This is a genomic window from Hahella sp. CCB-MM4, from assembly GCF_002260525.1.
Lineage (GTDB): Bacteria > Pseudomonadota > Gammaproteobacteria > Pseudomonadales > Oleiphilaceae > Hahella.
Genome location: NZ_MRYI01000012.1, coordinates 138886 through 163284 on the forward strand (window position 1 = coordinate 138886; position 24399 = coordinate 163284).

At 50.3% G+C, this 24399-nt stretch carries 19 protein-coding genes; 8 read left to right on the forward strand and 11 right to left on the reverse strand.

Features of this window, described 5'->3' with window-relative positions; all coding sequences use genetic code 11:
* Positions 1–55: 55 nt before the first annotated feature.
* Together BTA51_RS19335 and BTA51_RS19340 are read left to right on the forward strand one after the other, a co-directional pair.
* Positions 56–1693 (forward strand): methyl-accepting chemotaxis protein, encoded by a 1638-nt coding sequence (locus tag BTA51_RS19335; RefSeq protein WP_094710256.1) that lies wholly within the window; start codon positions 56–58, stop codon positions 1691–1693.
* 218 nt (positions 1694–1911) lie between these two features.
* Positions 1912–2133 carry a DUF3622 domain-containing protein gene (locus BTA51_RS19340; RefSeq protein WP_094710258.1) on the forward strand — a complete coding sequence of 74 codons (222 nt, stop codon included), beginning with the start codon at positions 1912–1914 and terminating at the stop codon, positions 2131–2133.
* 32 nt (positions 2134–2165) lie between these two features.
* On the opposite strand, the gene BTA51_RS19345 is transcribed toward BTA51_RS19340, so the two are convergent.
* The 10 genes from BTA51_RS19345 to BTA51_RS19390 form a co-directional block, all read right to left on the reverse strand.
* Positions 2166–2771: a hypothetical protein gene (locus BTA51_RS19345; RefSeq protein WP_094710260.1), complete on the reverse strand. Its 606-nt coding sequence runs from the start codon at positions 2769–2771 to the stop codon at positions 2166–2168.
* Positions 2772–2870: 99 nt separating this feature from the next.
* Positions 2871–3401, reverse strand: a complete 531-nt coding sequence (locus BTA51_RS19350) for a zf-TFIIB domain-containing protein (RefSeq protein WP_094710261.1) — start codon at positions 3399–3401, stop codon at positions 2871–2873.
* Positions 3402–3418: 17 nt separating this feature from the next.
* A complete protein-coding gene (locus tag BTA51_RS19355; RefSeq protein ID WP_094710262.1) occupies positions 3419–3985 on the reverse strand; it encodes a rhomboid family intramembrane serine protease in 567 nt (188 codons plus the stop codon).
* Positions 3986–4036: 51 nt separating this feature from the next.
* Entirely contained in the window at positions 4037–9382 is a 5346-nt protein-coding gene (locus BTA51_RS19360; RefSeq protein ID WP_094710264.1) for a DNA repair ATPase, read from the reverse strand.
* Positions 9383–9528: 146 nt separating this feature from the next.
* The gene (locus BTA51_RS19365; protein ID WP_094710266.1) at positions 9529–11490 is read right to left on the reverse strand and encodes a hypothetical protein; all 1962 of its coding nucleotides are present in this window, start codon (positions 11488–11490) and stop codon (positions 9529–9531) included.
* Positions 11491–11567: 77 nt separating this feature from the next.
* Positions 11568–12254 (reverse strand): DUF1449 domain-containing protein, encoded by a 687-nt coding sequence (locus tag BTA51_RS19370; protein ID WP_094710268.1) that lies wholly within the window; start codon positions 12252–12254, stop codon positions 11568–11570.
* A gap of 114 nt (positions 12255–12368) precedes the next feature.
* A complete protein-coding gene (locus BTA51_RS19375; RefSeq protein WP_094710270.1) occupies positions 12369–12608 on the reverse strand; it encodes a hypothetical protein in 240 nt (79 codons plus the stop codon).
* Between the two features lie 63 nt (positions 12609–12671).
* Positions 12672–13364: a PspA/IM30 family protein gene (locus tag BTA51_RS19380; protein WP_094710272.1), complete on the reverse strand. Its 693-nt coding sequence runs from the start codon at positions 13362–13364 to the stop codon at positions 12672–12674.
* A 3-nt stretch (positions 13365–13367) separates the two neighbouring features.
* The gene (locus BTA51_RS19385; protein ID WP_094710274.1) at positions 13368–14012 is read right to left on the reverse strand and encodes a YjfI family protein; all 645 of its coding nucleotides are present in this window, start codon (positions 14010–14012) and stop codon (positions 13368–13370) included.
* 341 nt (positions 14013–14353) lie between these two features.
* Complete coding sequence (locus BTA51_RS19390; RefSeq protein WP_094710276.1) at positions 14354–14728, reverse strand: hypothetical protein; 375 nt, start codon at positions 14726–14728, stop codon at positions 14354–14356.
* A gap of 378 nt (positions 14729–15106) precedes the next feature.
* On the opposite strand from BTA51_RS19390, the gene BTA51_RS19395 reads away from it, so the two are divergent.
* Entirely contained in the window at positions 15107–15883 is a 777-nt protein-coding gene (locus tag BTA51_RS19395; protein WP_141215635.1) for an ABC transporter substrate-binding protein, read from the forward strand.
* 83 nt (positions 15884–15966) lie between these two features.
* On the opposite strand, the gene BTA51_RS19400 is transcribed toward BTA51_RS19395, so the two are convergent.
* A complete protein-coding gene (locus BTA51_RS19400; RefSeq protein WP_094710280.1) occupies positions 15967–16851 on the reverse strand; it encodes a LysR substrate-binding domain-containing protein in 885 nt (294 codons plus the stop codon).
* A 201-nt stretch (positions 16852–17052) separates the two neighbouring features.
* On the opposite strand from BTA51_RS19400, the gene gcvH reads away from it, so the two are divergent.
* The 5 genes from gcvH (at position 17053) to gcvT (ending at position 24328) form a co-directional block, all read left to right on the forward strand.
* On the forward strand, positions 17053–17427 hold the full coding sequence (gene gcvH, locus BTA51_RS19405) for a glycine cleavage system protein GcvH (protein ID WP_094710282.1): 375 nt from the start codon (positions 17053–17055) through the stop codon (positions 17425–17427).
* A gap of 5 nt (positions 17428–17432) precedes the next feature.
* The gene (gcvP, locus tag BTA51_RS19410) at positions 17433–20303 is read left to right on the forward strand and encodes an aminomethyl-transferring glycine dehydrogenase (protein ID WP_094710284.1); all 2871 of its coding nucleotides are present in this window, start codon (positions 17433–17435) and stop codon (positions 20301–20303) included.
* Between the two features lie 148 nt (positions 20304–20451).
* Positions 20452–21717, forward strand: coding sequence for a serine hydroxymethyltransferase (glyA, locus tag BTA51_RS19415; protein WP_094710286.1), 1266 nt, complete (start codon positions 20452–20454; stop codon positions 21715–21717).
* 93 nt (positions 21718–21810) lie between these two features.
* Positions 21811–23190, forward strand: coding sequence for an L-serine ammonia-lyase (locus tag BTA51_RS19420; protein ID WP_094710385.1), 1380 nt, complete (start codon positions 21811–21813; stop codon positions 23188–23190).
* A gap of 16 nt (positions 23191–23206) precedes the next feature.
* Complete coding sequence (gene gcvT / locus BTA51_RS19425; protein ID WP_094710288.1) at positions 23207–24328, forward strand: glycine cleavage system aminomethyltransferase GcvT; 1122 nt, start codon at positions 23207–23209, stop codon at positions 24326–24328.
* Positions 24329–24399: the final 71 nt, after the last annotated feature.

Consider the following 24399-nt stretch of genomic DNA (forward strand, 5'->3'; position numbering starts at 1 on the left):
TTGTCTATACTGAAATGGGAGCGAGGGGGCGCGGTAAATCGAGAGGTACACTCCTGTGTTGGACTATTTCAGAAAAATAAGTATCACCAACCGATTCAATCTGATCTTCGGCCTTGTCATTGTCAGCATGCTGATCATGATCTGGATGGCGAGATTGAATACGGCTGATACGCTCATGGCTGGAAAACAGCATACCACCCGAAGTGTGATAGACACTTCGATCAGTATTATTGAATACTTCTACGCCAAGTCCCAGGAAGGAGCCCTGTCAGAAGAGGATGCTAAAAAGCAGGCTCTGGAAGCAATCAAAGCGATTCGCTATGCAGGAGAGGAATATGTCTGGATCAATGATTATCAACATGTGGTGCTCATGCATCCGATCAAGCCGGCACTGGATGGCAAAAATCTTTATGATCTGAAAGACCCGAATGGCGTTCAGATATTTCGTGAATTTGTGAAAGTGGTGAAGAAAGACGGGGCAGGCTATGTCGCCTATGACTGGCCGAAGCCGGGACATGAGGATCCGGTTCCGAAAATCAGTTATGTCAAAGGGTTTGCGCCTTGGCAGTGGATTGCAGGAACGGGAGTATATGTTGACGACGTCAATGCCGAACTGAATGCCCAGACATTTGGGCTGATGAAAACCATGGGGTCAGTTTTATTGGTATTAGTGGCTGTCATGGTGGTTGTGTTGAGAAGTATTTCTATTCCTCTGAGGGACACACTGGAAAGAATGCGCGACATCGCTTCGGGTGAGGGGGATTTGACCAAGGAACTCAAAGCGGAGGGTAACGATGAGTTGGCCAGCCTGTCAGAGCAATTTAATACCTTCATCGAGAAAATCCGTGCCTTGGTGTTGAATGTCGGGGAGTCTATCGGGCAGCTATCGACAGCAGCTGAAACTCTGGGGAGTGCATCTGAGTCCAGTGCGGAAAGCGTCAAACTCCAACAGGGAGAAACTGATCAGGTCGCCAGTGCAATGAATGAAATGACGGCGTCTGCCGCTGAAATTGCGCAAAGCGCAGAGAAGGCTTCCTCCAGTGCCGAAGAGGCGCGGCAGGAATCGGAGAGAGGCCGGCAGGTTGTGACTCGTACCCTTTCCATGGTGGAAGAGCTGGCAGATGCCATGAGTGCGACGACGGAGACTATTGCGAATCTCAAATCGGAAACACTGAATATCGGGTCTGTACTGACAGTGATCCAGGGAATTGCAGAGCAAACCAATCTGTTGGCATTAAATGCTGCAATTGAGGCCGCCAGGGCTGGTGAGCAGGGACGTGGGTTTGCGGTTGTGGCGGATGAAGTCCGGGCGCTGGCGAGTAAAACCCAGCAGTCGACCGAAGAGATCAATGAGATGATTGCCAAGCTTCAGCAAAGGGCTTCTTCTGCTGTGGAAGCGATGGAGCAAAGCCAGAATAAAACCAAGTCTTCACTTGAACAGGCCGGAGAGGCGGATCAGATGCTCCAGAGGGTCGCCGAGGCTATTGGCATGATCAATGATATGAGCGCTCAAATTGCGACCGCCTCAGAAGAGCAAAGCCTGGTGGCGGATGAAATCAACAAAAATGTCTCCAACATCGTCCATTCTACTGAGGATACAGCGAGTTCTACCAAGCGGGTTCTGGAATCCAGTCAGGATATTCGGCTGGTGGGGGAAACTCTTCAGCAGCAGGTTGGGCAATTCCGGGTTTGAGTGACAATTTCGGGCTTGAGTGACAATTCTGGGTTTGATTGACAGTCCCCGGGGATAAGTGACTCCCGGGGTAAAATTCATCTGGCGTAGCACTGACTTTCTGTATATCCTTCCGGCGGCTTTACTGGTGTGGTAAAGCCGTCATATTCTTATCTCATGATGGACACTCCGTGAGAGTGTTCATCGTCGCTTTGATCAGGCATCCCGGGAAATCTTTAATGATGAAAAGCAAAAAATACGATTTCAGAATCGTCCAGGACGATATGAGCTGGACCGGAGAGATTTTACGTAAAGTCACCAGCAGCAAGACGGTTGTATCCAAGCGTCGTGAGGGCTTTGCCACAGAGGCGGAAGCACAGAAATGGTGTGAAGATGAACTGAAAGTCTTTCTGCAAAAGCTGACTGAGCACAATAAAAGGCATGCCGACCGCAGAGGCTAGAACAACTGTTCCTCTTGGTCGGCAGGCTCGAATTAGCCTTGGGTGAAGGGCTGGTCTCCAACAAATACCATAAATAGCCCCAGGAAGATTAATACCCAGAACAATGCACCAATAATCAGCCAGATGATATTGGCGACGGTGAACTGGCTATTACTCTGGCCTTCGGGATCGTTACAGGCAACGTTGATTACCTGCTGAGCTTTGCAGAGTAGCCAGGCGCTCACCGGAAGGAGCGCCAGGGATACGAGGTCCGTAATTGGTGAACCGACGTCATTATAGGAAAGACGATCGCATATACTGCCCACTATTGCTGCCAGGACGAAACCGGTAGCCAACGTTTGAGGGCTCCATAGTGCCTTTGAGCGTTCTCCAAGTGTTTCGTCTACTTTTCGAAACAGGGTATGAGTAAAGAATATGTAAAAGATCGATCTTGGTACCGGCCAAATACTAAGATTATTGGTGCGCTTGTATTGGGCCCAGTTCTTGTAAAACCAGATAAATCCATACAGACCCACTGTCCCAATATACAAAAATAAGAATTTCCGTATAGAAACGATGTAGAACTGGCTATTTGAGGACTTCTTTTCCTCACTGGTCAGGAGGTCTGTTTTTGGGGCTTCGTAAACATTGGTTTCCACAATCTATTCCTTGCAAGTCCTCCGACACAGCTTTTGGCTGTAAGTCGGCGATGTTTCCATAACTTAACTTTCTGGCTGTTAGGCACCAGTTGTTAAATGCTAGCTATTTAGTAAAAGATACTGCCGTATCTCAACCTGTTTTTCGTGCTGTAACATCCAGCTTTTAAATTCCCGGACCTTTTCAAAATCCTCTTCACCGATACTCTCCTGGTAACGCTGGTTAACCCGGTTGATCTGTTGCTGTCTGCGCAACTCCCGTTGCCATTCCTCAGTGAAAATTTTGGGTAACTGACCCGCAAGTTCCAATTGCTTCAATAGTTTCCATTCGCCTTTGTCCAGCCATGCTTCATCACAATGGGTGCAAAGATCCAGTTTGTTCTGGGTGCTCAGGTCTATACGGAACTTGGTCATCAAACGTGAGCACTTCGGGCAGACCTTGGCGTGGTCGCTGTCTTCAGGGAGCACTTCCACTTCGACTTTTTCAACAGGTTCGTTCTGTTGCTGCACCCAATGGCGGTAATTCAGCAATGGCAGCAGAGCGCCTTCGCACTTCGGGCAACTGGCGGCCAGAAGATTCTCTTCCAATAAACGGGGTTCCAGGGTATAGCCTGGGCATTGTGGGCAGTGCATTTTGATTACTCCTGTTGCTATCTGATTCTGGCAGATTGTTTTCTAAATACGGTTGTCAGCCATGCGGCACCTATACCTGAAAGTGCTCCGAATAAATGGGCTTCAAAAGAAACCCGGGGATCATTGGGGAGAACCCCATAAATCATCCCTCCATAGAGAAACACAACGATCAGGGCGATAAATATATTCAATGCGCTACGGTCAAACCAGGCTAACGCGATACTCAGGCTCCAGAGGCCAAAAATCCAGCCGCTGGCACCAATGTGGATTGAGGGGCGGCCGAAAAACCATATCAGCAGGCCGCTGAAGGTAATGATAAAGAAGCTGCTCCAGATATAAAGCTTCAATGACCTGAGCAGGCAGAGCCAGCTGAAAATCGCAAAGCCCACCAGGTTGTTGAATAGATGATCGAACCCACCATGCAGGAATGGTGCGGCATATATACCTGGAAGACTGCTCAGCACATGAGGCCTGATGCCGTATCGCAACAACTGGTAGTTCATCAGTATGTTGGTCAAATGTACCACGATCATGAGAACGGCCAGCCACAGGATGATTTTGGTGCGATACCATAACTTATTCATCGGAGTCGCCGGCCTGTTCTTCTCTCTATTTCTTCTCTATCTGGCTTTACTTCAATCATGTTTCCTGGTGCGTTTGATTTCCTCTTCCAGATTCTTTAGCTGTCGTGAAATATCCTGCATTTTTTCCTGGGTTCGCAGATCGATATCAATCTTCTTATCCATGCTATGTACCAACGGATAGAGGCTGTTCTGCCAAGTATCGGCCAGGACCCGCAGGATGTTTTCCAAGCCGGGAATTGGAGGACTGTTTACTTCCACTTTAGGCTCTACCTTCAGCTTTGGTGTGCTCTTGCTGATGGTTTGCCCCAGGTTGTTAAGGGACTCAAGCAGTCCGCTCTGGAACTGTTGATTCGCCTGCCGGCTTTCCTGCTCACGTTGCTGTTGGAACTCAGCTGTAGCGGCCCGGTTTTCGGCCACGCTGTGATTCAGATGCTGGATACCTTCGACGAGATCGGTCAGCTGGGCAACCACGCGGCCACCTACGTCTGCGTCACTGCCACCCATGGCTTTGTTGCGCAGGAAGTCCTTCTTGATTTGCTCCCACCGCTGCTGTTCTTCGGACGTCATGTTGCCCCGAAGTGCCGCCAGTTTGAGCAGGTTTTCTTCCGCTCCAGTGGTCAGTAGCTGGGCCTCACCAAGATAATGGTCGGAGATGAGCTGCATCAATTCATCGTCGTTCATCACCGACGAGACTTTCTCCGCCATCTTGTTCATGTTCCGGTAGCTGCCCTGCAGCTTGAAGGAAGGCTCGTTTCGATATCGGTCGTCCTGTGCGGCGGAGGCAATATACTGCTGGTTGATCTTGAGAATGACATCCTGGATCACAAACAGTTTTTGTAATACGGACTTCATTTCATTCAACTCTGCACCACTGTATTGATGCTTGAGATCTGTCGCGGCAACCGGTTCACCTTTCGCCATGGCGATGATTTTGTATACATCGTCCATTTCCCTGGTTGCCAGAGGTGCCAATACAGAATTGGAGGTAAGGCTATTCTCGATATAACTCAGGCTGAACTGCTCGTCCATGCCGCCGAGTATATCGCCCAGGTTGTAGATATCTGCCCGGTTGGCCAGCATGTCGGGGACCTTGAAGGCTTCACCGGACTCCGTATACGGGTTACCAGCCATGACCACACAGAACTTGCGTCCGCGCATATCGTAGGTTTTGGTCTTGCCTTTCCAGACCCCCTCTATGCGACGGGTGCCGTCACACAATGAGATGAATTTCTGCAGGAATTCCGGGTGCGTATGCTGGATGTCATCCAGGTACAGCATGACATTGTTCCCCATTTCCAGTGCCAGATTGAGCTTTTGCAGCTCCTGGCGTGCCGTGGCGTTGGGGGCTTGGGCCGGATCCAGGGATAAAACGTCATGGCCGAGGGATGGACAGTTAATCTTCATGAAGATCAACCCAAGCCGGTTAGCCACATATTCCATCAGGGTGGTTTTACCGTAACCTGGAGGAGAGATCATCATGAGGAGGCCCATCAGGTCGGTTCGTTTGGACTCTCCAACGGTTCCCATCTGTTTAGCCAGGTTGTCACCGATAATCGGCAGATAAGATTCATTAATCAGGCGGTTGCGGACAAACGAACTCAGCGGACGAGGTTTGAACTCCTCCAATCGTAGGGCTGAACGTTCCTCTTCAATGATCGTCTGACGAAGGCGCAGATAGTTGTGGTAGCTGGGAACAACTTCCTGCTGATGTCGCTGAAGACGTAACATGAATCCGTCCAGGGAGAAACGCAGTGCTTGCTGCTCCATTCCCGGATGATCGCCGAGCAGGCCGCTGACTTCCAGCTCCAGGTCTGTCTGGCTGAGGCGTCTCTCGATTCTTTGGCCTGCATTCATGAGCGCGACAGCTTCAGGAATATAGTGTTCCAAATGCCCAAGGTTCTTTTTTCCCACCATCGCTGACAGCCAGGCTTCGCCCAGTTTCCAGCGTTCTGCCACCTGGCCGTGCAGCTGCTCCTGTGCGGTCTGGTAGGTACGCCAGCTTTCTTCATCCAGTGAGCGTTTGAACTCCTCTGCAAGATCCTGTGCGTATTTGCTGCTGATAAACTCCAGCCGTTCACGTCCCATTTCTGCCACAAGATAAGAGGCAGCCTGTTGTTGCTCCAGGTCTGAGAAGGGCAGGGGATAGCATTCCAGGAAACGTTGCAGATGTTCCAGGACTTCCTGTTCAAGGTGCTTGATAGCCCGAGTATCGGCAAAGGTGTTCTTAAGCAGCTGAGCAGACTGTGCTCTTTGCTGCCAGGTCGCCGCTTTTCCAGTGAGTTCTTCAATATTGCTGCGGCCGGGCAGGGCGGATTGAGTGCCCAGGGGCTTGATCAGGTTTGCCCAATAAATCTGGGCCAGGCCACGGGATTTTGGATTGAAGATCAATAGATCCGCACTGTCCATGGCCGGCAGTAATTGTTTCAGAATGAGGGCTGCATCATGATCATGAACACCCTTTTGATAACCCTCTTTGTAACGGGGAGCCGAAAAGGTTCGGATCAGCTTCAGGAGCTCCTCATCATCAAGCAATGCCTGATTCAGGGTGTCCATATTAAAGTCATGTTGACCGGAATCTGCTGCCTCTATCAGTTGCATGGCAAGGTATTCCGAACGGTATACTTCACTGGTTTCGGACTCGAGAGTCATATCCCAGTATGGTTTCAGTGCTAAAAGCTCCGGCCGTTCAATCGATTCGAAGAAGTTGGTCCCGGTAAGGTGAATGCTGAGTTTGTCTTCCCGGGGCAAAATGGTCAGGTCAAGTTCCTGGGTGTTCACACTGAATTTGTGTCTTGGCCCCAGCTTGATGACATTGCCACCCGCCTCGTAAATGTCGGATTTGTCCCGTAGCGAACGGGTGGACTGTTCACGGACAGACTTCAGACGGGATTCAACATCGTCTGCTTTAACATTACTGTCGAGCTCCCGTAGTTTTTCCACGGATTCACGAACTTTCTGAACCAGGGCATCCGAAGCAAAGAAGGTATTGAGTTCGTCTGCTTCGTTAAACTTCATTGCCCGGCGTTCAATGCTCGCCAGTATCCGGTTGGCGCCGTCAAGAATGGTCTGCGCCTTGCGCTGACGCTCATCCAGCAGCTGTTGCTTATGGGTCTCGAAAGTCTCATAGACCTCCTCCCGTTTCTCCATGATATCGGTTAGAAACTGGTCGAAGTCACTGAACTGGCTTTCCAGCTCTTCCAGCTGGATTAACAGACGGGAGAGTTGCTCGTCACAACGCTCTGGCGTCGAGGCCATACTTAGAGCATTGGTAATGCTCTGGGAGAACAGCTTGAACTGCGCTCCAAACTGTGCGGTTGCCTCTTCAGAACCAAGGTTCTTACCTTTGTTGGACGCCTTGGCTTTGCTCTGGTTAAGCCGGGAGTAAATGTCAGATATGGAGTCAACAATCTGGGTGCGGACATTGGCGTCTGCTACCTTGAGAGTGGCCATCAACTCCGACAGCAGATCAAGACCCGAAGCCATGTTGTTGAATGTGTCGATCAGTGGGGACAACGTTGCCATGGAGGTTGCCGCTTCAACCTCACCATTGAGCTGGTCAATGCGTTCCAGGTAAGGATTAAAAGCATCTTCACCCTGGAGGAATTCCACGGTACGTTCACTCAGGTTCTCCTGGGCTTTCACCAATTGACCGTCGAGCTCGCTAATGCGGGTCGTGTCTATGTAACGGAGTTCCTTGATCGTGGTCAGATGGCCGCGTTGATGACGAATCTTGTCCAGTGCGGCAACATACTCTTCTGCCGACTCCCAGTTTTCCGGGCGAATGGCAGTAAGTATCGACTTCTGTTCTTCCTCCGCTTTGGCCATGGTTTTGGCCGATTGCTGGCGGATGGACTGAACCTTTTCAAACTCATCGATGACCAGCTCTGCGGTTGCAGAGATTTCCTTCAGCAAAGTGGCAATACTTGCCACTTCCTCTTCTTCTATCCAGAAGTGATGATCGAAGAATTTATTGGCATTGACACTGAGTTCTTCGTAAAGCCTGGCTGATACGGATTGGTTTTTGATGATCCGGACCAGGCTGAACAGATCGGAAACCCCTCTGACCAGTTCGGAGTTGCCAATACGCCCGTAGAACGTCTTGGATGGCGGGATCTTGCTGGCAAACTCTTCACTGACAAAAGGCGTTTGCCAGATTTGCATGGGATGAACCCGGGTCGGTTCTTCCTCCGCCGTGAAGATGACCAATGTGCCGTCGTCTGCCAACGCATAACCGTGACCATAGATAGGGTTCTGAATCGCCTTCTCGATCAGGTTGTAGGCTAACAGGCAAACAACACCTTCTTCAGGCTGATAGAAAGAATAGAGAACATCCTCGCCATTGGGGGAGCGCATTTGCCGCTTAAATTTCAGACCCTTTACATCGCCGTCAAAGGTTTTGAATTCACCGGTCTGGAGATAGTAACCACCGGGGAAAATGATGCCGTGGTCCTCTGGCAGCTGTACGCAGGATTGACCGATGGCATCGATACGTAGCACGTCCTGGGTCAGGGTGTTGAATATCAGATAGCGCCACTGTTCTTCGCGGTAAGGGCGGATTTTCAGAAGTATCAGATCGCCCAGATGAGCGTAAAAAATACTGGCATCGTCGATGGATTGAGTATCATCTTCTACGTCTTCGCGGTAGATACCAAGACCGTCATCGGTGTTGTTCTCCACCTTGATGGTCAGGTCCCCGTTAATGGTTTCCACAAAGACTTTGTCGAGAATATTGATGTGGGGATGCCGGCCATGCACGGTGTCTTCACGCACAGTGGCGGTCCACTCGAAATCGAAAGCGGGAGGTAGTTGAATGTCCCGCTCACCCCGATTATCGATATATTTGACCTGTTTTCCGTCCGGTGAGATTGACCAGCGGAATACGCGGATATCTTCCAGTCTTTCACCGATCTGGAAGCCGGCCAGAAGCTTTCCATCCTTGACGGTTAGCTCTACCAGCCGGGTATGTTTGTAATAGCGATAGAGTTCGTCGAAGTCGTTAACAAAACTTCGCTCAGACAGGAAGGAGTTGTCCAATACAACTTCTTCCATGGCTTGTTCTGCGCCTTCTCCCTGAAGGCGAAACAATGCGAAAACGTCCTCAACCTTGGTTTCCTTTTTAAGGCCCAGGTAGACATTGAAGCCGAATACAAGAAGCTCACCAACCTGCACCATATCCCTGGGGATACAGTTGTTTTCCGTGCGGACTCTCACCCGGGTAGTCACGCTCATTTCTGAGGTGCCAAACTCTTCAAGGCGTGCGTTGTTTAGGGTTTTTGCCTGGTCCTCAAGCTGTTTTCCCTGGTCGATCAAACGTTTTCGGATGACTTCATAAGCACCACCTTCAGCTACCGCCGATTCGGTCAGGTCGGTGTCTTTGGTTTGATCCTGCTGTGCCATATTGTTTTCCTGTAACCTGTCTTTACTCGAAAGCTTTTTACGCACCCGCTCACAACTGTTGTCAGCGAATCATCTTTACCCATTGCGATGGTTAAAGGTGGGATTAGGGGAGGCGAGCTGTACCCGCCTCCGTATGCAACGATCTGTTAGTTCAGTGTTGCATCATCAGGTTTGGTGATATCGGCGGTTTTGGCTTGCAGGAATTTGTCCAGCAGCGCACTTACCGTACCACTCTTGGATGCCAATCCATCAACGGCTTTACCGAGTGACAGAGACTTGGCAAATGTATCGAAGAAGTGCTCTTCTCCGCCCACGATGTCGATATGGGCTTTCTCAAGGGCTTTGCCGAGTACGTCAGCATTTTCGCGCGCGATTTCCTTACCTGCTTCAATAGAGGCCAGGGCTTCTTTGAAGGCAGTTTCCAGAGTCATACGGAATTCCTCGTGGTCGCGTGCCTTGTCGCTCATGCTGCCCATCGCCTGGAATTTGTCCACCAGACCGTCGGCTTCGGCTTTGAACTTCTCGCGGATAACATCGGCTTCGGCCATACCCACATCTTTCTGGGCTTTGGCTTCTGCGGTACCTTTGGCACTGATGACTTCTGCATCCACCAGACCGGTATCGCGCTGTGCTTTGGCACTGGCTTCGCCTTTAGCGGCGATGACTTTGGCTTCTGCAAGACCTTCTTTCTCCATGGCGTCAGCTTTGGCTTCCTGAACTTTCGCTTCTGCAAGGCCGTGTGCAGCTTCTTCGGCCTGAATACCTTCAGCCAGCTTCTTCTTACCATCAGCTTCTTTCGCAGCCGCTTCCAGTTCGGCTTGTGCCATGGTGGTGATTTCAAGCGCCTTGAATTTCGCAGCCTGTTCTTGGGCTTCAGCGGCTTTCACCTGCTTGACTTTATCCTCTTCAGCCTGTGCTTCGGCAGACAGTACCTGTACTTGCTTCAGGCGGTCAGCTTCAGATACTTCGCGTACTTCCTTGATGCGTTCTTCTTCGATCGCCACGGTTTTATCCACTGCAACACGTTCGCGGATAACGTTGGCAATCTCTTTCTTCTCAACTTCGACAGCTTTTTCAGCCTCGATCTTCTGAATATCAACCTCACGCTCACGCGAAACGATTTCCAGCTCGCGGGCACGAATGACTTTTTCTTCTTCAATCGCTACAGCACGAAGTCTGTTTTGCGCTGCCACTTCAACTTCACGTTGTTGGTTCTCACGCTGAACCGCCAGGTCCTGCTCAACGGTGATGGTGGTCGCTTCGGCCTTCTTGCGTTCTTCTTCCTGAACCTTCTTGGTTTCCGCTTCTTCCCGTGCGCGGATTGTCGCGATTTCACGCTCCTGGCGCGCTTCGGCATCAGCCTGCTGGCGATCCAACTCAAGCATGGCTTCAACGGTTTCCACGTTTTTCTTCTTGATCGCCAGCTCTTCGTCCCGCTCAAGAATATTGGTGCGAACGTTTTGTGCGGCCGTCAATTCTGTGATTTTCTTGATACCTTCGGAGTCCAGAATGTTGCTGGCATCGAGGGAAGCTTTTGGAGTTTGCTCCAGGTAATCAATTGCGACGTCTTCCAGTACATATCCGCTTAGATCGTCGCCAATGACTTCAATAATTTTCTCACGGAACTGAATGCGGTTTTCGAAAAGCTGCACGAAATCGATTTGCTTGCCGACCGTTTTCAAGGCCTCGGAGAACTTGGCAGCAAACAGATCGTGGACTGCTTCGCGATCGGAAGCACGTGTAGCTCCTACTGTTTTGGCAACCCGTAGTACATCTGTCGCTGTTTCGTTAACTCGAAGATAGAAAGCAACGGTAATATCTGCACGCATATTGTCTTTACAGATCAGCCCTTCCTTGCCGCGACGGTCCACTTCCAAGGTGATTAATGATATTTTCATTAATTCCTTTTTGTAGATAATCGGATAAACCAAAGCACCCGTGAAATGTACTTTCGGTGTGGAACTCATGTCATTGACAATAAGAGCTGTGCCTTGCTCCACCTTGTAATAGAAGGCTTTAAACAGGCCAGCCAGGCCCATGATGACGACAAATACGATGCCAATGCCAAGTAATATTGGCACTATTACCGATAAGTCTGCTATGCCCATGATAAATACTCCTTTTTAAAAGACGGATGTCTTATTTTTTAGTTAATCGTTGATGGTTTGTTTGTAGTAGGCTCTTATCAACCTTTGAACTCTTCTTCTGATATAACTCTGTAGACGTGTTGTTCCGATAGGTATTCCAGCAGGACCACCCGGTCACCTTTCTTGAATATGTCTTTGCCGGTTGAGCGAACTTTGAATATCAGGCCTGCACCTCCATCATCAAGGGTGGCTTCACCGAAGTTATTATCTACCCGGGAGGTTCTTACTATTGCTGTTTGACCTAACACCTGCTTTAACGTGTCCTGATTTGCCCGGCGAAAGAGTGGGCGCAATGGGCGAATCACCACTCCTGTTATATAAGCGGAAATGTACAGTGCTCCGAATAGTACCGGGATTCCGGCTAAATAATGTAGTAGCCCATCAGGTATCAGGCCAAATAAAAAATGAACGACAAAATAGCTGATGAACCAGCCGAATAGCGATAAAAAGGAAACGATAATAGTGACAGGCACACCAAAGAGACCGAACTTCAGCATAAGGCCAGCCAGTACATCGGGTCCTGTGAACTGAGTGTCATTCACTCCTAAGTCGCCATCAGGGTCGGGTATATCAAAATCAAGTATATCGAGATCTATCAAGCCCAGGATGGCAACAAGCCAAAAAAGTACGCATAGAGTAAGGAAAAAGGTAAAGATTACCGTCGGAAAAGAACTGATGTTCTGATAAAACGGATCCATTTTGTCGCTGAGTAAGATGGCAAACACTTAATATCTCCTCTACGAAGTGTGTCGTCCCATTCCTTTGGTGGTGGTCCAGGTTGCCAAATTCGAGTACTGCTCAAACTCCCCGTAATCCGGGGAGTTAACTACTCTCAGGAATTACAAGCCAATCTCATTTTTGATTTCATTGAGCTTTTCAAGCATTGCTGCATCGATTTCGTGTGGTTTGACTTTCGAAATGATGTTGCGCAATACACGAATTTCATTCTGATCCACAACGCCATCCCGTTTGGCAATATCAAAGATAGCTCCTAATTCGGAGGCATCCAGTTTTCCGTCATTGGAAAAACAGTTGATCGACCGGAAGGTCATTTCCAGATAGTCGCGGCTTTCCGCCATAAAGTATCTCCTATTTGTATAATTGGCCTGCCGGGTTATGTTGTTGGCCTGGCAGGCCGGGTGTTACTTACTCGATTTCTGCTTCAGGCGAGCCAGAACATCATTGGCGCTGTGGGGGTTGCTCACAATGCCTGCTTTCTCCAGTTTGGTTTTCAGGTCGTCCTCAGTTGTCTCTTTGGATAGCTCTTCTGCGGCCGACATTTTTGCAGCTGTATGCGTTTGTTTCTCTTTAATGCGCTCCAGTGAATCCATGGCTGTTCTCAGCTTGGAGTTAGAGCCGGCATATCGAGCAGCGACGGCCTTTTGCGCCCGCTGGACACTTTCAGTCGCTTTCACCGTATCCACCTGTTGCTTCAGGCGCTTGATATTGCCCTCTGCCTGCTGAATTGAGGCACGTAGTTTGTCTGCGTTTTCTTTGAAGCCTGCTGCGCTGTCTTCTTCCGTTTGTAGCTGGTTTTCAAAGGTCGCAATTTTTTCTGCGATTTCCAGGGCCAGGGTTTCATCTTCCTTGTTCAGAGCTTGGACGGCATAACCTTCATACTCCCCGATCTGCTCCTTGAGCTTGCTGCATTTTTCCTCTGCCACTTTCTGCTGAGCAATTATGGCTACCAGGCTTTCCTTTGATTGCTTCAGCTCTTCTGAGGCGTCGCGCACTTCCTGGTCGAGAATGCGTAGTGCCTGACTATCTACTATTGCTTCACCAGCTTCATTAACTCCGCCACGTAGAGCGGTCATCATCTTGGCCCAAACGTTCATTGCTTAAACCTCCTCGGTAACGGCTACAGACAGGTATTCGCTATATGCCTCTGCTGCCTGGATAACATTGGATGCTAGAACTTCAATCTCAAACACAATGTTCGACAAAATTGATGTGGAGCTCAGTGCACCAAACATGTGGTAGTAGTCTTCGTCATCTTCCACCTTGTCCAGGCTGATGGTGGAAAGGGGAAAGTATTTATGTGTTCTGAGCACGGCTTCGTTGAAGCCTGCAACGTCGACAACTTCCGACAACGGCCAGAGAACGGATTCCGCAATGATCTGTTCGCCGGCAACAGTTACAAATATCGGCAGCTCGCCATACTCTCTCATCAGTATCAGGAGGGAAGGCTCCGCTCCTTCAATCAGCTCAATCGTGGCTCTTTCGGATTTAAACAGTTCTTCTTCGGAAAGCGCCTTGAATAGGCTTTGTGTAGTCCACAATGTGACGTTTTCCATAATCACTTCTCCTTCGCTTAGCAGCTTGATCTGGTTGGAAAAATCACCGGACTGGCGTAACAGCCTTTCGATTGTTGCCAGTTTTTTTGAGTTTTCCGGAAGTATCCAGATCTCTTTTTTAATCAGCCCTTGTTCGCGCATGCGACGGCGATATTCGCGCTGATAGTGTGCGGATGTTTTCTTGTTCATGAGGTGACTATGCATCAGATTTGTGAGGGTGTCAATAAATTACATGTAACATTGGATTCGTGTTACATGTAATGCTTCCTTTTGACTTAAACTCCAGACATTCTTGCTCTGGTGCTGGTATCCAGAGTAGGCCAATCAGATGGAGCCGGGAGAGAAAGCAGAGTGTGAACAAGCTAATGATTTTTATCGGTAAGCGGTATCGACCATTCGTTTAGGCCAACAGTGGCAGATAGGTGTTTCGAAACAATGAAACTGGTCGGTATCGGGGGTGGAATATGGTAGAAAAGCTCAGAGCGTGGTGGTCACTCTGAGCTTCGTTAAAGCGATAGTCAGGTCAAAAGTCAGCAATTCGACCATTCCGGGGTGTAGATGCAGCCATCGCCGGTCCCACCAACACCCCAGCGGCTGTAGCTATCATAATGGTTCCAGTTACCTTGGTTGTCGTAGGAGCCGCCGCCTCTGGTTGTTTGATAAGAGGTGCTTCTGTCTCCAATGCATCCGCTGGTGCCTGTGGACTGGTTGTACCAGCAGCCGGTGTTTTCATCTACCAGATATTGGCCTGGGGCTATGGCTGTGCCGATTTTTTGTTGAAGTGCGTAAGCCTCGGTCATGGTCAGTTGGCGACCATTAATGGCGACGTTTGAGTATCGCTCGGCAAAAGCAAGAGAGCTGAATGTTAGAAGTGTGCATACCAGTGTGATCAAGGGGGTTTTCATCAAGTGCTCCTCCCTTTTCTAGTCCTCTGAGTTTAGGTCGCATTCTAGTCCTGAGTCGAATGTGCCACGTAAACCAGGGTATATGGTCCAGTTCGGTGGAGAACCATACGAGGTCTGTTAATGAAAGCGATCTTCGGTGTCTGGCTCCTTCAAATAAATAACTATCGCTAAATTGATCGTTATATACGGGGGCTATCCATGGTGTGAGTAGATAAACTTAAAGATTGAGGATTGGAGGCTATACTGGTTTTTATCGTGTTGCTTTGTCTTGAGTTGTGGTTCGAGCGGACTGCACCAAAGACCCAGGTGTAAAACTGAAAGTCATGACGAGAAGGTTGATGTCTTGCAGGGTGAGGGGGCTAGGGTGAGAGTGCTAGGGTGAGAGTACGAAAGCGTTTTCTGGTCTTGATGATCGCCTTGGTTGTGTCGATGGGCTGTCATAGTCGGGATCTATTGATTGCTGGGCCTCCGTGGCCGCCATTTTTAATTCCGGATCATCCTCGGAAAGGGGTGGCCACTGAAATTGTTGTGACCTGTCTGGAGCGTGCGGGATACTCTGCCAAAGTGGTTATCAAGCCGTGGCCAAGGGTGTTGGCTGAGGCCCGCCGGGGAGATATCGATGCGCTGGTCGGGCTTTGGTATAACCCTGAGCGTGCTGAGCAGTTCTATTACACCAATCCGTATTATGTTAATGAGATTTACCTGTTTCGATTGCGTGATCATCCTATTCATTATTCAAGCTTGGAAGACCTAGTCGGAATCAGTATCGGGGTAAGACAAAATGCCTGGTATGGCGGAGAGTTCGACAAAGCTGATTTTCTGCAGAAAGTGGAATTGAATGAGTTGGTGAGTATATTGAGAATGGTTTCGATCGGTCGTCTGGATGCGGGGGTCGGGGACCGTCTGATTATTCAGGGGCTTATTGAATCGGAGCCCCAGTTAGGTGATCGCCTGGCATTCAGTGAGCCGGCTGTGTCTTTATTGCCGCTACATATGGGGATGAGTCGCAAGCATCCTGATCATCGTGAAATAGTGAGTAGGTTCAATCAGGCATTAAAAGAACTATTGGATGACGGGACGCTGAGCAATATCTATAAAGACTGGAATATTGTTCAGTCGCCTGAGTTAGCCTCTCAATTTGCCAATAAAAAATAAGTTGTAAGCAAACATCAGTTTGTCGGTATGTGTTCAGTGACTGGGGTGTAAATCGGATTCCTTTTGATTCACGTGTCTTTTTGTCAAGCGCCCAGCAATGGCATCACTTCTCCGCTCATCTGCTCTGACTCCGCAATAAACTGCACAAAACCGGAAACGGCCTCGGGTGTATGCTGGCGGTTGTAGAAGAGTCGCATTTGAACGGCTGACAGTTCAGGTAAAAGCTCTGCCGATTTTAGTTGTCTTAACCCTTCGGGCACGATGCTTTCGCCAAGCGCAGTGACCCCTAGGCCTGCCAGGACGCCTGCTCTGATCCCGCTGTAACTTGCGCAAGTGTAAGCGATGCGCCAGGGAATTTCGGCACGATTGAGCGCCTGGATGATGCGGTGGCGATAAACGCAGCCCTCAGGAGCGACAATCAGTGGGAGCGGGTTGCGGGTGTGGCAGGTGTGATTTTGACTGGTAACCCAGACCAGATTCTCCGACCAGCCATCTGTGGCGGCGATAGGCTCAAAGCTGGTGCTTAAGGCAAATACCAGATCCAATGCTCGCTGGCGGAAACTCTCCATCAGATTGACGCTGAGGTCGCAGGTGACTTTTAGGGCGACATTCGGGTGAGTCTGTGCAAATTTCCCAAGTATTTCCGGCAGGAAGGAGCTGGCGTATTCATTGGGGATGCCCAGTCGCAGGCAGCCCTCCAGTTTGGGGCCTGACAGTTTGGCCATGACCTCTTTGTTGAGTGACATGATGTCTCTGGCGTATTGCAGCAGCATAGTCCCTTGTGTTGTAAGCTCAAGGTTCTTATTGCTCCGGTTGAATAACGCTGTGCCGACGATTTCTTCAAGGCGCTTGATCTGCAGGCTTACGGCGGGCTGGGAACGGCCTACGATATCGCCCGCCTGGGTGAATCCACCTTGTTCGGCAACCGCAATAAAAGTGTGCAGTAGTTCTGTGGGTATGTAGTTCATAGCGGCCTATTAAGATTTTAAATCACTATATTTTAACTATTAATTTAACAAATCCAAAGTGCAAGAGTATCTTGCGTTGCTAAGTTTGAGTAATAGTTTTTAAAAATGACGGTCAACTGCTGGCTCGGTATATACGTTTAAAAGTGCCGTAACCGACCACTCTGGCCGTTGAAGTCTTTCCATCATATTGGGAGTTTTTCTATGAGTCGCACCTACTACACCAAAGATCATGAGTGGCTAACCCTGGAAAGCGATAACGTTGGCGTTGTCGGAATCACAAATTATGCACAGGAGCAGTTGGGTGATCTGGTTTTCGTCGAGTTACCTGAAATTGATCGTGAAGTAGGTGCCGGAGAAGAAGTGGGTGTGGTTGAGTCCGTCAAGACCGCGGCTGATGTGAAATCACCAGTAAGCGGTAAGGTGGTTGCCCAGAATGAGGCTTTGGCAGATGCACCTGAGTCTGTTAATGAATCCCCTATGAATGAAGGCTGGATGTTCAAGGTTGAACTGTCAGATGTATCAGAGCTGGAAGGATTGCTGAGCGAAGAGCAATATCAGGAACTGATTGGAGGCTGATAGCGATGAGCAAGATCCCTTCATATGCGGAGCTGGCGCAGAATGATGCGTTCGTGGCCAGGCATATCGGTCCGAATGCAGCTGAAGTTCAGTCCATGCTGGAAGTCCTGGGCGTTGACAGTGTTGATACCCTGATCGACAAAACAGTACCCGCGACGATTCGCAACCCTGATCCCTTGAATCTGGCTCCGGCAGTGACAGAAGAAAAGGTTCTGGAAGAACTGAAAGGTTACGCCGACCGCAATAAAGTCTATAAGAGCTTTATCGGGGCGGGCTACTACCGCACTATTACGCCAGCTGTTATCCAGCGCAACATTCTGGAAAATCCTGCCTGGTATACCGCTTATACTCCTTATCAGCCTGAAATTTCCCAAGGTCGTCTGGAAGCTCTGTTAAATTTCCAGACGATGGTCGCTGACCTGACCGGCATGGAAATCGCGAATGCGTCTTTGCTGGATGAAGCAACCGCTGCTGCTGAAGCGATGGCACTTTGCCGCCGCATGAACAGCAAGAATAAGAGTATGAGTTTCTTCGTTGCCGAAGACTGTCACCCTCAAACCATTGAGGTGGTCAAAGGCCGTGCAGCTCCCCTCGATATCAATGTTATTGTAGCCAGTGCAGATGAAGCTGCTCAGCATGACTGTTTTGCGGTGTTGCTGCAGTATCCGGGAACCTTCGGTGATGTTCGTGACTACAAAGATTTGATCAAGCAATGTCACGATAAGAATACCCAAGTCGTTATGGCGGCAGATATCCTGGCGCTGACCCTGCTGACTTCACCGGGTGAACTCGGCGCTGATGTGGCAGTCGGATCAAGCCAGCGTTTTGGTGTTCCCCTGTTCTTTGGTGGTCCACATGCGGCTTATATGGCAACCAAGGATCAGTTCCGTCGCTCTCTGCCTGGCCGTCTGGTCGGTGTGTCCATCGACAGTAACGGCGATTCTGCATACCGTCTCGCGCTGCAAACCCGTGAGCAGCACATCCGTCGTCAGAATGCGACGTCTAACATCTGTACCGCTCAGGCTTTGCTGGCGGTTATTGCTTCCATGTACGCCTGTTATCACGGTCCTGAAGGTCTTAAGCGCATTGCCCAGCGAGTTCATCGTCTGGCGTGCAGCCTTAAGGAAGGTCTTCAGGCTGCCGGATTTGGCGGTATGCCGGAGTTCTTCTTCGATACTCTGACCGTATCTACCGGTGATAAGACCGATGCTATTTATTCTGCAGCGCTTGCGGCAGAGATGAATCTGCGTCGTGTTGACAATGACCGTCTGGGTATTTCGTTGGATGAAACAACCACGGCTGAAGATATTGTCACGTTGTTGAAAGTATTCGGCCAGGATCAGGCATCTCTGGATGGTTTGAATCTGGACGGGGCTGCCAGCTGCATTCCGGCATCCTTGGAGCGGACTTCATCTTATTTGGAGCATCCTGTGTTCAGTCAGCATCACTCAGAGACTGCGATGCTGCGTTATCTGCGTAAGCTGGCGGACAAGGATCTGGCATTGGATCGCACCATGATCCCGCTGGGGTCCTGCACCATGAAACTGAACGCCACCACCGAAATGATGCCGGTGAGCTGGCCAGAGTTCTGTGACATTCACCCCTTCGTTCCGCTGGATCAGTCCGAAGGCTATCGCGATATGATCGCAAGCCTGGAAAATATGCTGTGCGAAGCAACCGGATATGCTGCTTGTTCTTTGCAGCCGAACGCCGGTTCCCAGGGGGAATACGCTGGCCTGCTGGCCATCCGTGCCTATCATGTCAGCCGTGGCGAAGGACAGCGTAATGTCTGTCTGATCCCGAGCTCTGCTCATGGAACCAATCCTGCTTCCGCCCAGATGGTTGGAATGAAGGTCGTGGTGGTTGCCTGTGACAACAAGGGTAACGTTGATCTGAATGATCTGCGTGAAAAAGCCGAGAAGCACAGCGAAGATCTCGCCGCCATTATGGTGACCTATCCGTCCACTCATGGTGTGTTTGAAGAAGGGATTCGTGAAGTTTGCGATATCATCCATCATCATGGTGGCCAGGTATACATCGACGGCGCCAACCTAAATGCGATGGTCGGTCTGTGCCAGCCCGGCAAGTTCGGCGGTGATGTTTCTCACTTGAACCTGCACAAAACCTTCTGTATCCCGCATGGCGGCGGTGGTCCCGGTGTTGGACCGGTTGCTGTTGCTGAGCACCTGGCGCCATTCCTGCCCGGACATCCATTGCTGGAGTCCCAGAGCAAGGAGCGTATCAGTGCGGTTTCCGCTGCGCCTTACGGCAGTGCCGGTATTCTTCCTATTTCCTGGACCTATATGCGCATGATGGGCCCTCAGGGTCTGAAGGATGCATCGCGTATTGCGATTCTTAATGCCAACTACATCAGCAAGCGTCTTTCTGAGCATTATCCGATTCTGTATACCGGAACCCACGGTTATGTTGCTCATGAATGTATCGTGGATATGCGTGGATTCAAGGATACTGTAGGAGTGACCGTTGACGATTTCGCCAAGCGTCTGATCGACTTCGGCTTCCATGCCCCCACCATGTCTTTCCCGGTTCCGGGAACTTTGATGATCGAGCCGACAGAAAGTGAGTCTCTTGAGGAACTGGATCGCTTCTGTGACGCCATGATTGCCATTCGTGAAGAAATTCGCGCAGTGGAGCGAGGCGAGTACAGCGTTGAAAACAGTCCTCTGCGGATGGCACCACACACGACCCGTGATCTGGTAGGCGAGTGGAACCGCCCATACAGCCGTGAACAGGGTGTGTTTCCGGTAGCGGCATTGCCTGCCGACAAATACTGGTGTCCTGTTGGCCGTATCGACAACGTCTATGGTGACCGGAACCTGATTTGTTCCTGTCCTTCGATGAGTGACTACGAGTAGCCGACGGCTCTCAATCAGTCTTTAGTTAAAAATAATACCGGAGACTCCGGTGCTCCCTTGCTGATTATCCGGCAGGGAGCACTGTGCCTGAAAACAGGCTGTTCAGCAGGCGTATGGAGCTTCCATAGAACCCGAGAGGTGCTACACCATGTTCAATGAAGATATGAAAATTGCCGATTTCGATCCTCAGCTTGCTGCTGCGATTCAATCCGAGCGTCGCCGCCAGGAAGAGCACATCGAACTTATTGCATCGGAAAACTACGTCAGCCCTCGCGTGATGGAAGCCCAGGGAAGTGAACTCACCAATAAGTACGCGGAAGGTTACCCCAGCAAGCGTTATTACGGTGGGTGTGAGTTTGTGGATATCGCAGAACAGCTGGCCATTGATCGGGCCAAGGAGCTGTTCGGTGCCGATTATGCCAACGTTCAGCCGCATTCAGGCTCCCAGGCCAATGCGGGCGTTTATATGGCATTGATCAAACCTGGCGATACTATTCTGGGCATGAGCCTGGACCATGGTGGTCATCTTACCCACGGAGCCAAACCCAACTTTTCCGGTAAGATCTATAACGCTATTCAGTACGGCTTGAAGCCGGAAACCGGTGAGATCGACTACGAGCAGGTCGAAGCACTGGCTCTGGAACATAAACCCAAGCTGATTATCGCAGGCTTTTCCGCATACTCCCGCGTCGTTGACTGGCAGCGTTTCCGCGAAATTGCAGACATGGTTGGTGCCTATCTCGTTGTTGATATGGCACACATTGCCGGCCTCGTGGCCGCCGGACTGTATCCAAGCCCGGTCCAGATTGCTGATGTCACCACCACAACCACCCATAAAACCCTGCGTGGACCACGTGGTGGACTGATTCTGGCCAAGTCCAATCCTGAGATTGAAAAGAAACTGCAGTCACTGATCTTCCCTGGTATCCAGGGTGGACCATTGATGCATGTTATCGCGGCAAAGGCGGTGGCCTTCAAAGAAGCTCTGGAGCCTGAATTCAAGGATTACCAGAAGCAGGTGATTGCCAATGCCAAGGCGATGGCGACGACCATGATCACTCGTGGCTACAAGATTGTCAGTGGCGGAACCGATGATCATTTGTTCCTGGTCGATCTGATCGACAAAGGGATTACCGGTAAAGATGCGGATGCTGCACTTGAAAAAGCTCACATCACCGTGAATAAAAACACCGTGCCGAATGATCCACAGTCTCCTTTTGTGACATCCGGATTGAGAATCGGAACTCCCTGTATCACCACGCGTGGTTTTAAAGAAGCAGAAGCCACAGAGCTGGCCAACTGGATCTGCGATGTTCTGGAAGACATCAGCGATGAGTCCGTGATTGCGACCGTCCGGGAAAAAGTGGCGGATATCTGCCGTCGTTTTCCTGTGTATGGCCGCAAAGTGTCCTGAAACGTTTAACGGTTATCCGATAAATCCAATGAGTGTGAGTGTTAAAATAATGACAATACTTCATTCCAAGCCTGCTAAAGGGAGAGGATGATCATGGCCGTTAGCGTATTTGATCTGTTCAAAGTCGGTATCGGACCATCCAGTTCGCATACTGTGGGGCCGATGAAAGCTGTTTTTCTGTTTCTTCAGGGGTTGAAGAACGAAGGAAAGCTTGATGAGGTTGTCACCCTGAAAGCCGAACTATTCGGCTCTCTGGCGGCTACCGGTAAGGGGCATGGCTCCGATAAAGCCGTGATGCTGGGGATTGAGGGAGATACTCCTGAGGATGTCGATACTTCCTCGGTCGAGGCCCGCATAGAGGAAATCAGAAGCAGTAAAAAGATCACTCTCCTGGGGGAGCGTGAGATTGACTTTATCGAGTCTGAACACCTGATCATGAATAAGCGGGCGAGCCTGCCATATCACCCAAATGGGATGCGCTTTACTGCGTTTGGCCAGGAGGGGATCGCTTTACGTACCCGTTTGTACTATTCGGTAGGAGGCGGTTTCGTTCTTGATGAACAGGCGGTGGGTGAGAACAAGATTGTTGCTGACCGGACGCCTTTGCCCTACGAATTCACCAATGCGGTCCAGCTGCTCAAACACTGCCATGACAATGGCATGAGCATCAGCCAGGTGATGATGGAAAATGAGAAAGTCTGGCGCAGTGAAGAAGAAGTCCGTGCAGGCCTGTTGAATATCTGGAATGTCATGCAGGAATGCGTGGAGCGAGGCTGTAAAACGGAAGGTATTCTGCCGGGCGGATTGAAGGTGAAGCGCCGTGCTGCCGAGTTATACCGGAAGCTGGTCCAGCGACCCGAGGCAGCGATGCGTGATCCTTTGAATGTCATGGATTGGGTGAACCTCTATGCCCTGGCTGTGAACGAAGAGAATGCGGCTGGAGGGCGGGTAGTTACCGCCCCTACTAATGGTGCCGCCGGTATTATTCCGGCAGTAATGCATTATTACGACCGCTTTGTATCCAGTGCCTCCGAAGATGGCATTGTGCGATTTTTGCTGACGGCAGGAGCGATCGGCGTCCTCTATAAGGAAGGTGCTTCCATTTCCGGTGCGGAAGTGGGTTGTCAGGGAGAAGTTGGCGTGGCCTGCTCCATGGCTGCCGGCGCATTGGCGGAAGTTACCGGGGGTACTCCAGATCAGGTTGAAAATGCCGCTGAAATCGGTATGGAACACAATCTGGGGTTAACCTGCGATCCGATTGGTGGCCTGGTTCAGATTCCCTGTATCGAACGTAATGCGATGGGGGCCATCAAAGCGGTCAACGCATCCCGTATGGCGCTGCGTGGGGACGGGCACCACTTCGTATCTCTCGATAAGGTCATCAAGACCATGAAGGCCACCGGGGCAGATATGAAGACGAAGTACAAAGAAACTGCCAGAGGTGGTCTGGCGGTTAACGTTATTGAATGTTAAGCCGAAGGAGCTGACGATGGCTGAATCCAGCACTGCACTAAAAACACCACTGTATGACCTGCATGTGGAACTGGGCGCTAAGATGGTTGAGTTTGCCGGGTACATGATGCCGGTGTCTTATCCTGCAGGCATTATCAAAGAACATACCCATACCCGGGAAAAAGCCGGTTTGTTTGATGTTTCACACATGGGGCAGGTGAGGTTGATCGGTCCTGACGCGGCAGCGGCGCTTGAAACGCTGGTGCCCGGTGATATTCTCGGGCTGGCTGAAGGTGAGCAGCGCTACACTCTGTTTACCAACGATCAGGGTGGAATCCTCGATGACCTGATGGTGACCAATGATGGCAGCTCGCTGTTCCTGGTCGTGAATGCCGCCTGTAAGGAGCAGGATATTGCTCACCTGAAACAGCATTTGAGTGACCGTTGTGAAATGCAGATCCTGGAAGATCGGGCGTTGTTGGCTTTACAAGGACCGACAGCAGCGAAGGTTATGGAATCCTTTGCACCGGAATTGAACAAGCTGACTTTCATGAAGGGGGCTTTCGCGACCCTGAATGGTGCAGAATGCTTTGTGACCCGTTCAGGATACACCGGTGAAGACGGGTTTGAGATTTCCGTTCCTGCTGACCAGTGTGAAGCTTTGGCGAAAGCGTTACTGGCCCATGAAGATGTGGAGCCTATTGGTCTTGGGGCTCGTGATTCTTTACGCCTGGAAGCTGGTCTGTGTCTCTATGGACATGATCTGAATACGGACACCAATTTGGTAGAAGCCAATCTGAAATGGGTATTGTCCAAACCTCGTCGTAGTGGCGAAGCCCGGGAAGGTGGTTTCCCAGGAGCTGAAGCGACACTGAAAGAGTTTGCTGATGGCAGCAGCCGTAAGCGTGTGGGCATTCAGCCCGAAGGCCGTGCTCCGGTCCGCGAAGGTGCTGAAGTCCTGACGCTTGAAGGCGAAAAAATTGGTGAAATCACCAGTGGTGGTTTCGGTCCGACGGTTGGTAAGCCTGTTGCAATGGGATATGTGGCGACTGAGCATGCGGCTGTTGGTACCAAATTGAAAGTACTGTTGCGTGGTCGGGAAATTGCGGCAGAAGTTGTGCCCGCGATTTTCGTTGAACATCGCTACTTTCGGGGTTAATCATTTCTGCCGCGGCTGATTAATCCTCCTGTGATTAGTTATTTCTCCCGTGGTTAGTTATTTTCCCTGTG

Bases quoted from the DNA above. Each gene is read 5' to 3' on its own strand.
- BTA51_RS19340 (WP_094710258.1), top strand. From the start codon at position 1,912: ATGATGAAAAGCAAAAAATACGATTTCAGAATCGTCCAGGACGATATG.
- BTA51_RS19350 (WP_094710261.1), bottom strand. From the start codon at position 3,401: ATGCACTGCCCACAATGCCCAGGCTATACCCTGGAACCCCGTTTATTG.
- BTA51_RS19355 (WP_094710262.1), bottom strand. From the start codon at position 3,985: ATGAATAAGTTATGGTATCGCACCAAAATCATCCTGTGGCTGGCCGTT.
- BTA51_RS19360 (WP_094710264.1), bottom strand. From the start codon at position 9,382: ATGGCACAGCAGGATCAAACCAAAGACACCGACCTGACCGAATCGGCG.
- BTA51_RS19365 (WP_094710266.1), bottom strand. From the start codon at position 11,490: ATGGGCATAGCAGACTTATCGGTAATAGTGCCAATATTACTTGGCATT.
- BTA51_RS19375 (WP_094710270.1), bottom strand. From the start codon at position 12,608: ATGGCGGAAAGCCGCGACTATCTGGAAATGACCTTCCGGTCGATCAAC.
- BTA51_RS19380 (WP_094710272.1), bottom strand. From the start codon at position 13,364: ATGAACGTTTGGGCCAAGATGATGACCGCTCTACGTGGCGGAGTTAAT.
- BTA51_RS19385 (WP_094710274.1), bottom strand. From the start codon at position 14,012: ATGAACAAGAAAACATCCGCACACTATCAGCGCGAATATCGCCGTCGC.
- BTA51_RS19390 (WP_094710276.1), bottom strand. From the start codon at position 14,728: ATGAAAACCCCCTTGATCACACTGGTATGCACACTTCTAACATTCAGC.
- BTA51_RS19400 (WP_094710280.1), bottom strand. From the start codon at position 16,851: ATGAACTACATACCCACAGAACTACTGCACACTTTTATTGCGGTTGCC.
- gcvH (WP_094710282.1), top strand. From the start codon at position 17,053: ATGAGTCGCACCTACTACACCAAAGATCATGAGTGGCTAACCCTGGAA.
- gcvP (WP_094710284.1), top strand. From the start codon at position 17,433: ATGAGCAAGATCCCTTCATATGCGGAGCTGGCGCAGAATGATGCGTTC.
- glyA (WP_094710286.1), top strand. From the start codon at position 20,452: ATGTTCAATGAAGATATGAAAATTGCCGATTTCGATCCTCAGCTTGCT.
- BTA51_RS19420 (WP_094710385.1), top strand. From the start codon at position 21,811: ATGGCCGTTAGCGTATTTGATCTGTTCAAAGTCGGTATCGGACCATCC.
- gcvT (WP_094710288.1), top strand. From the start codon at position 23,207: ATGGCTGAATCCAGCACTGCACTAAAAACACCACTGTATGACCTGCAT.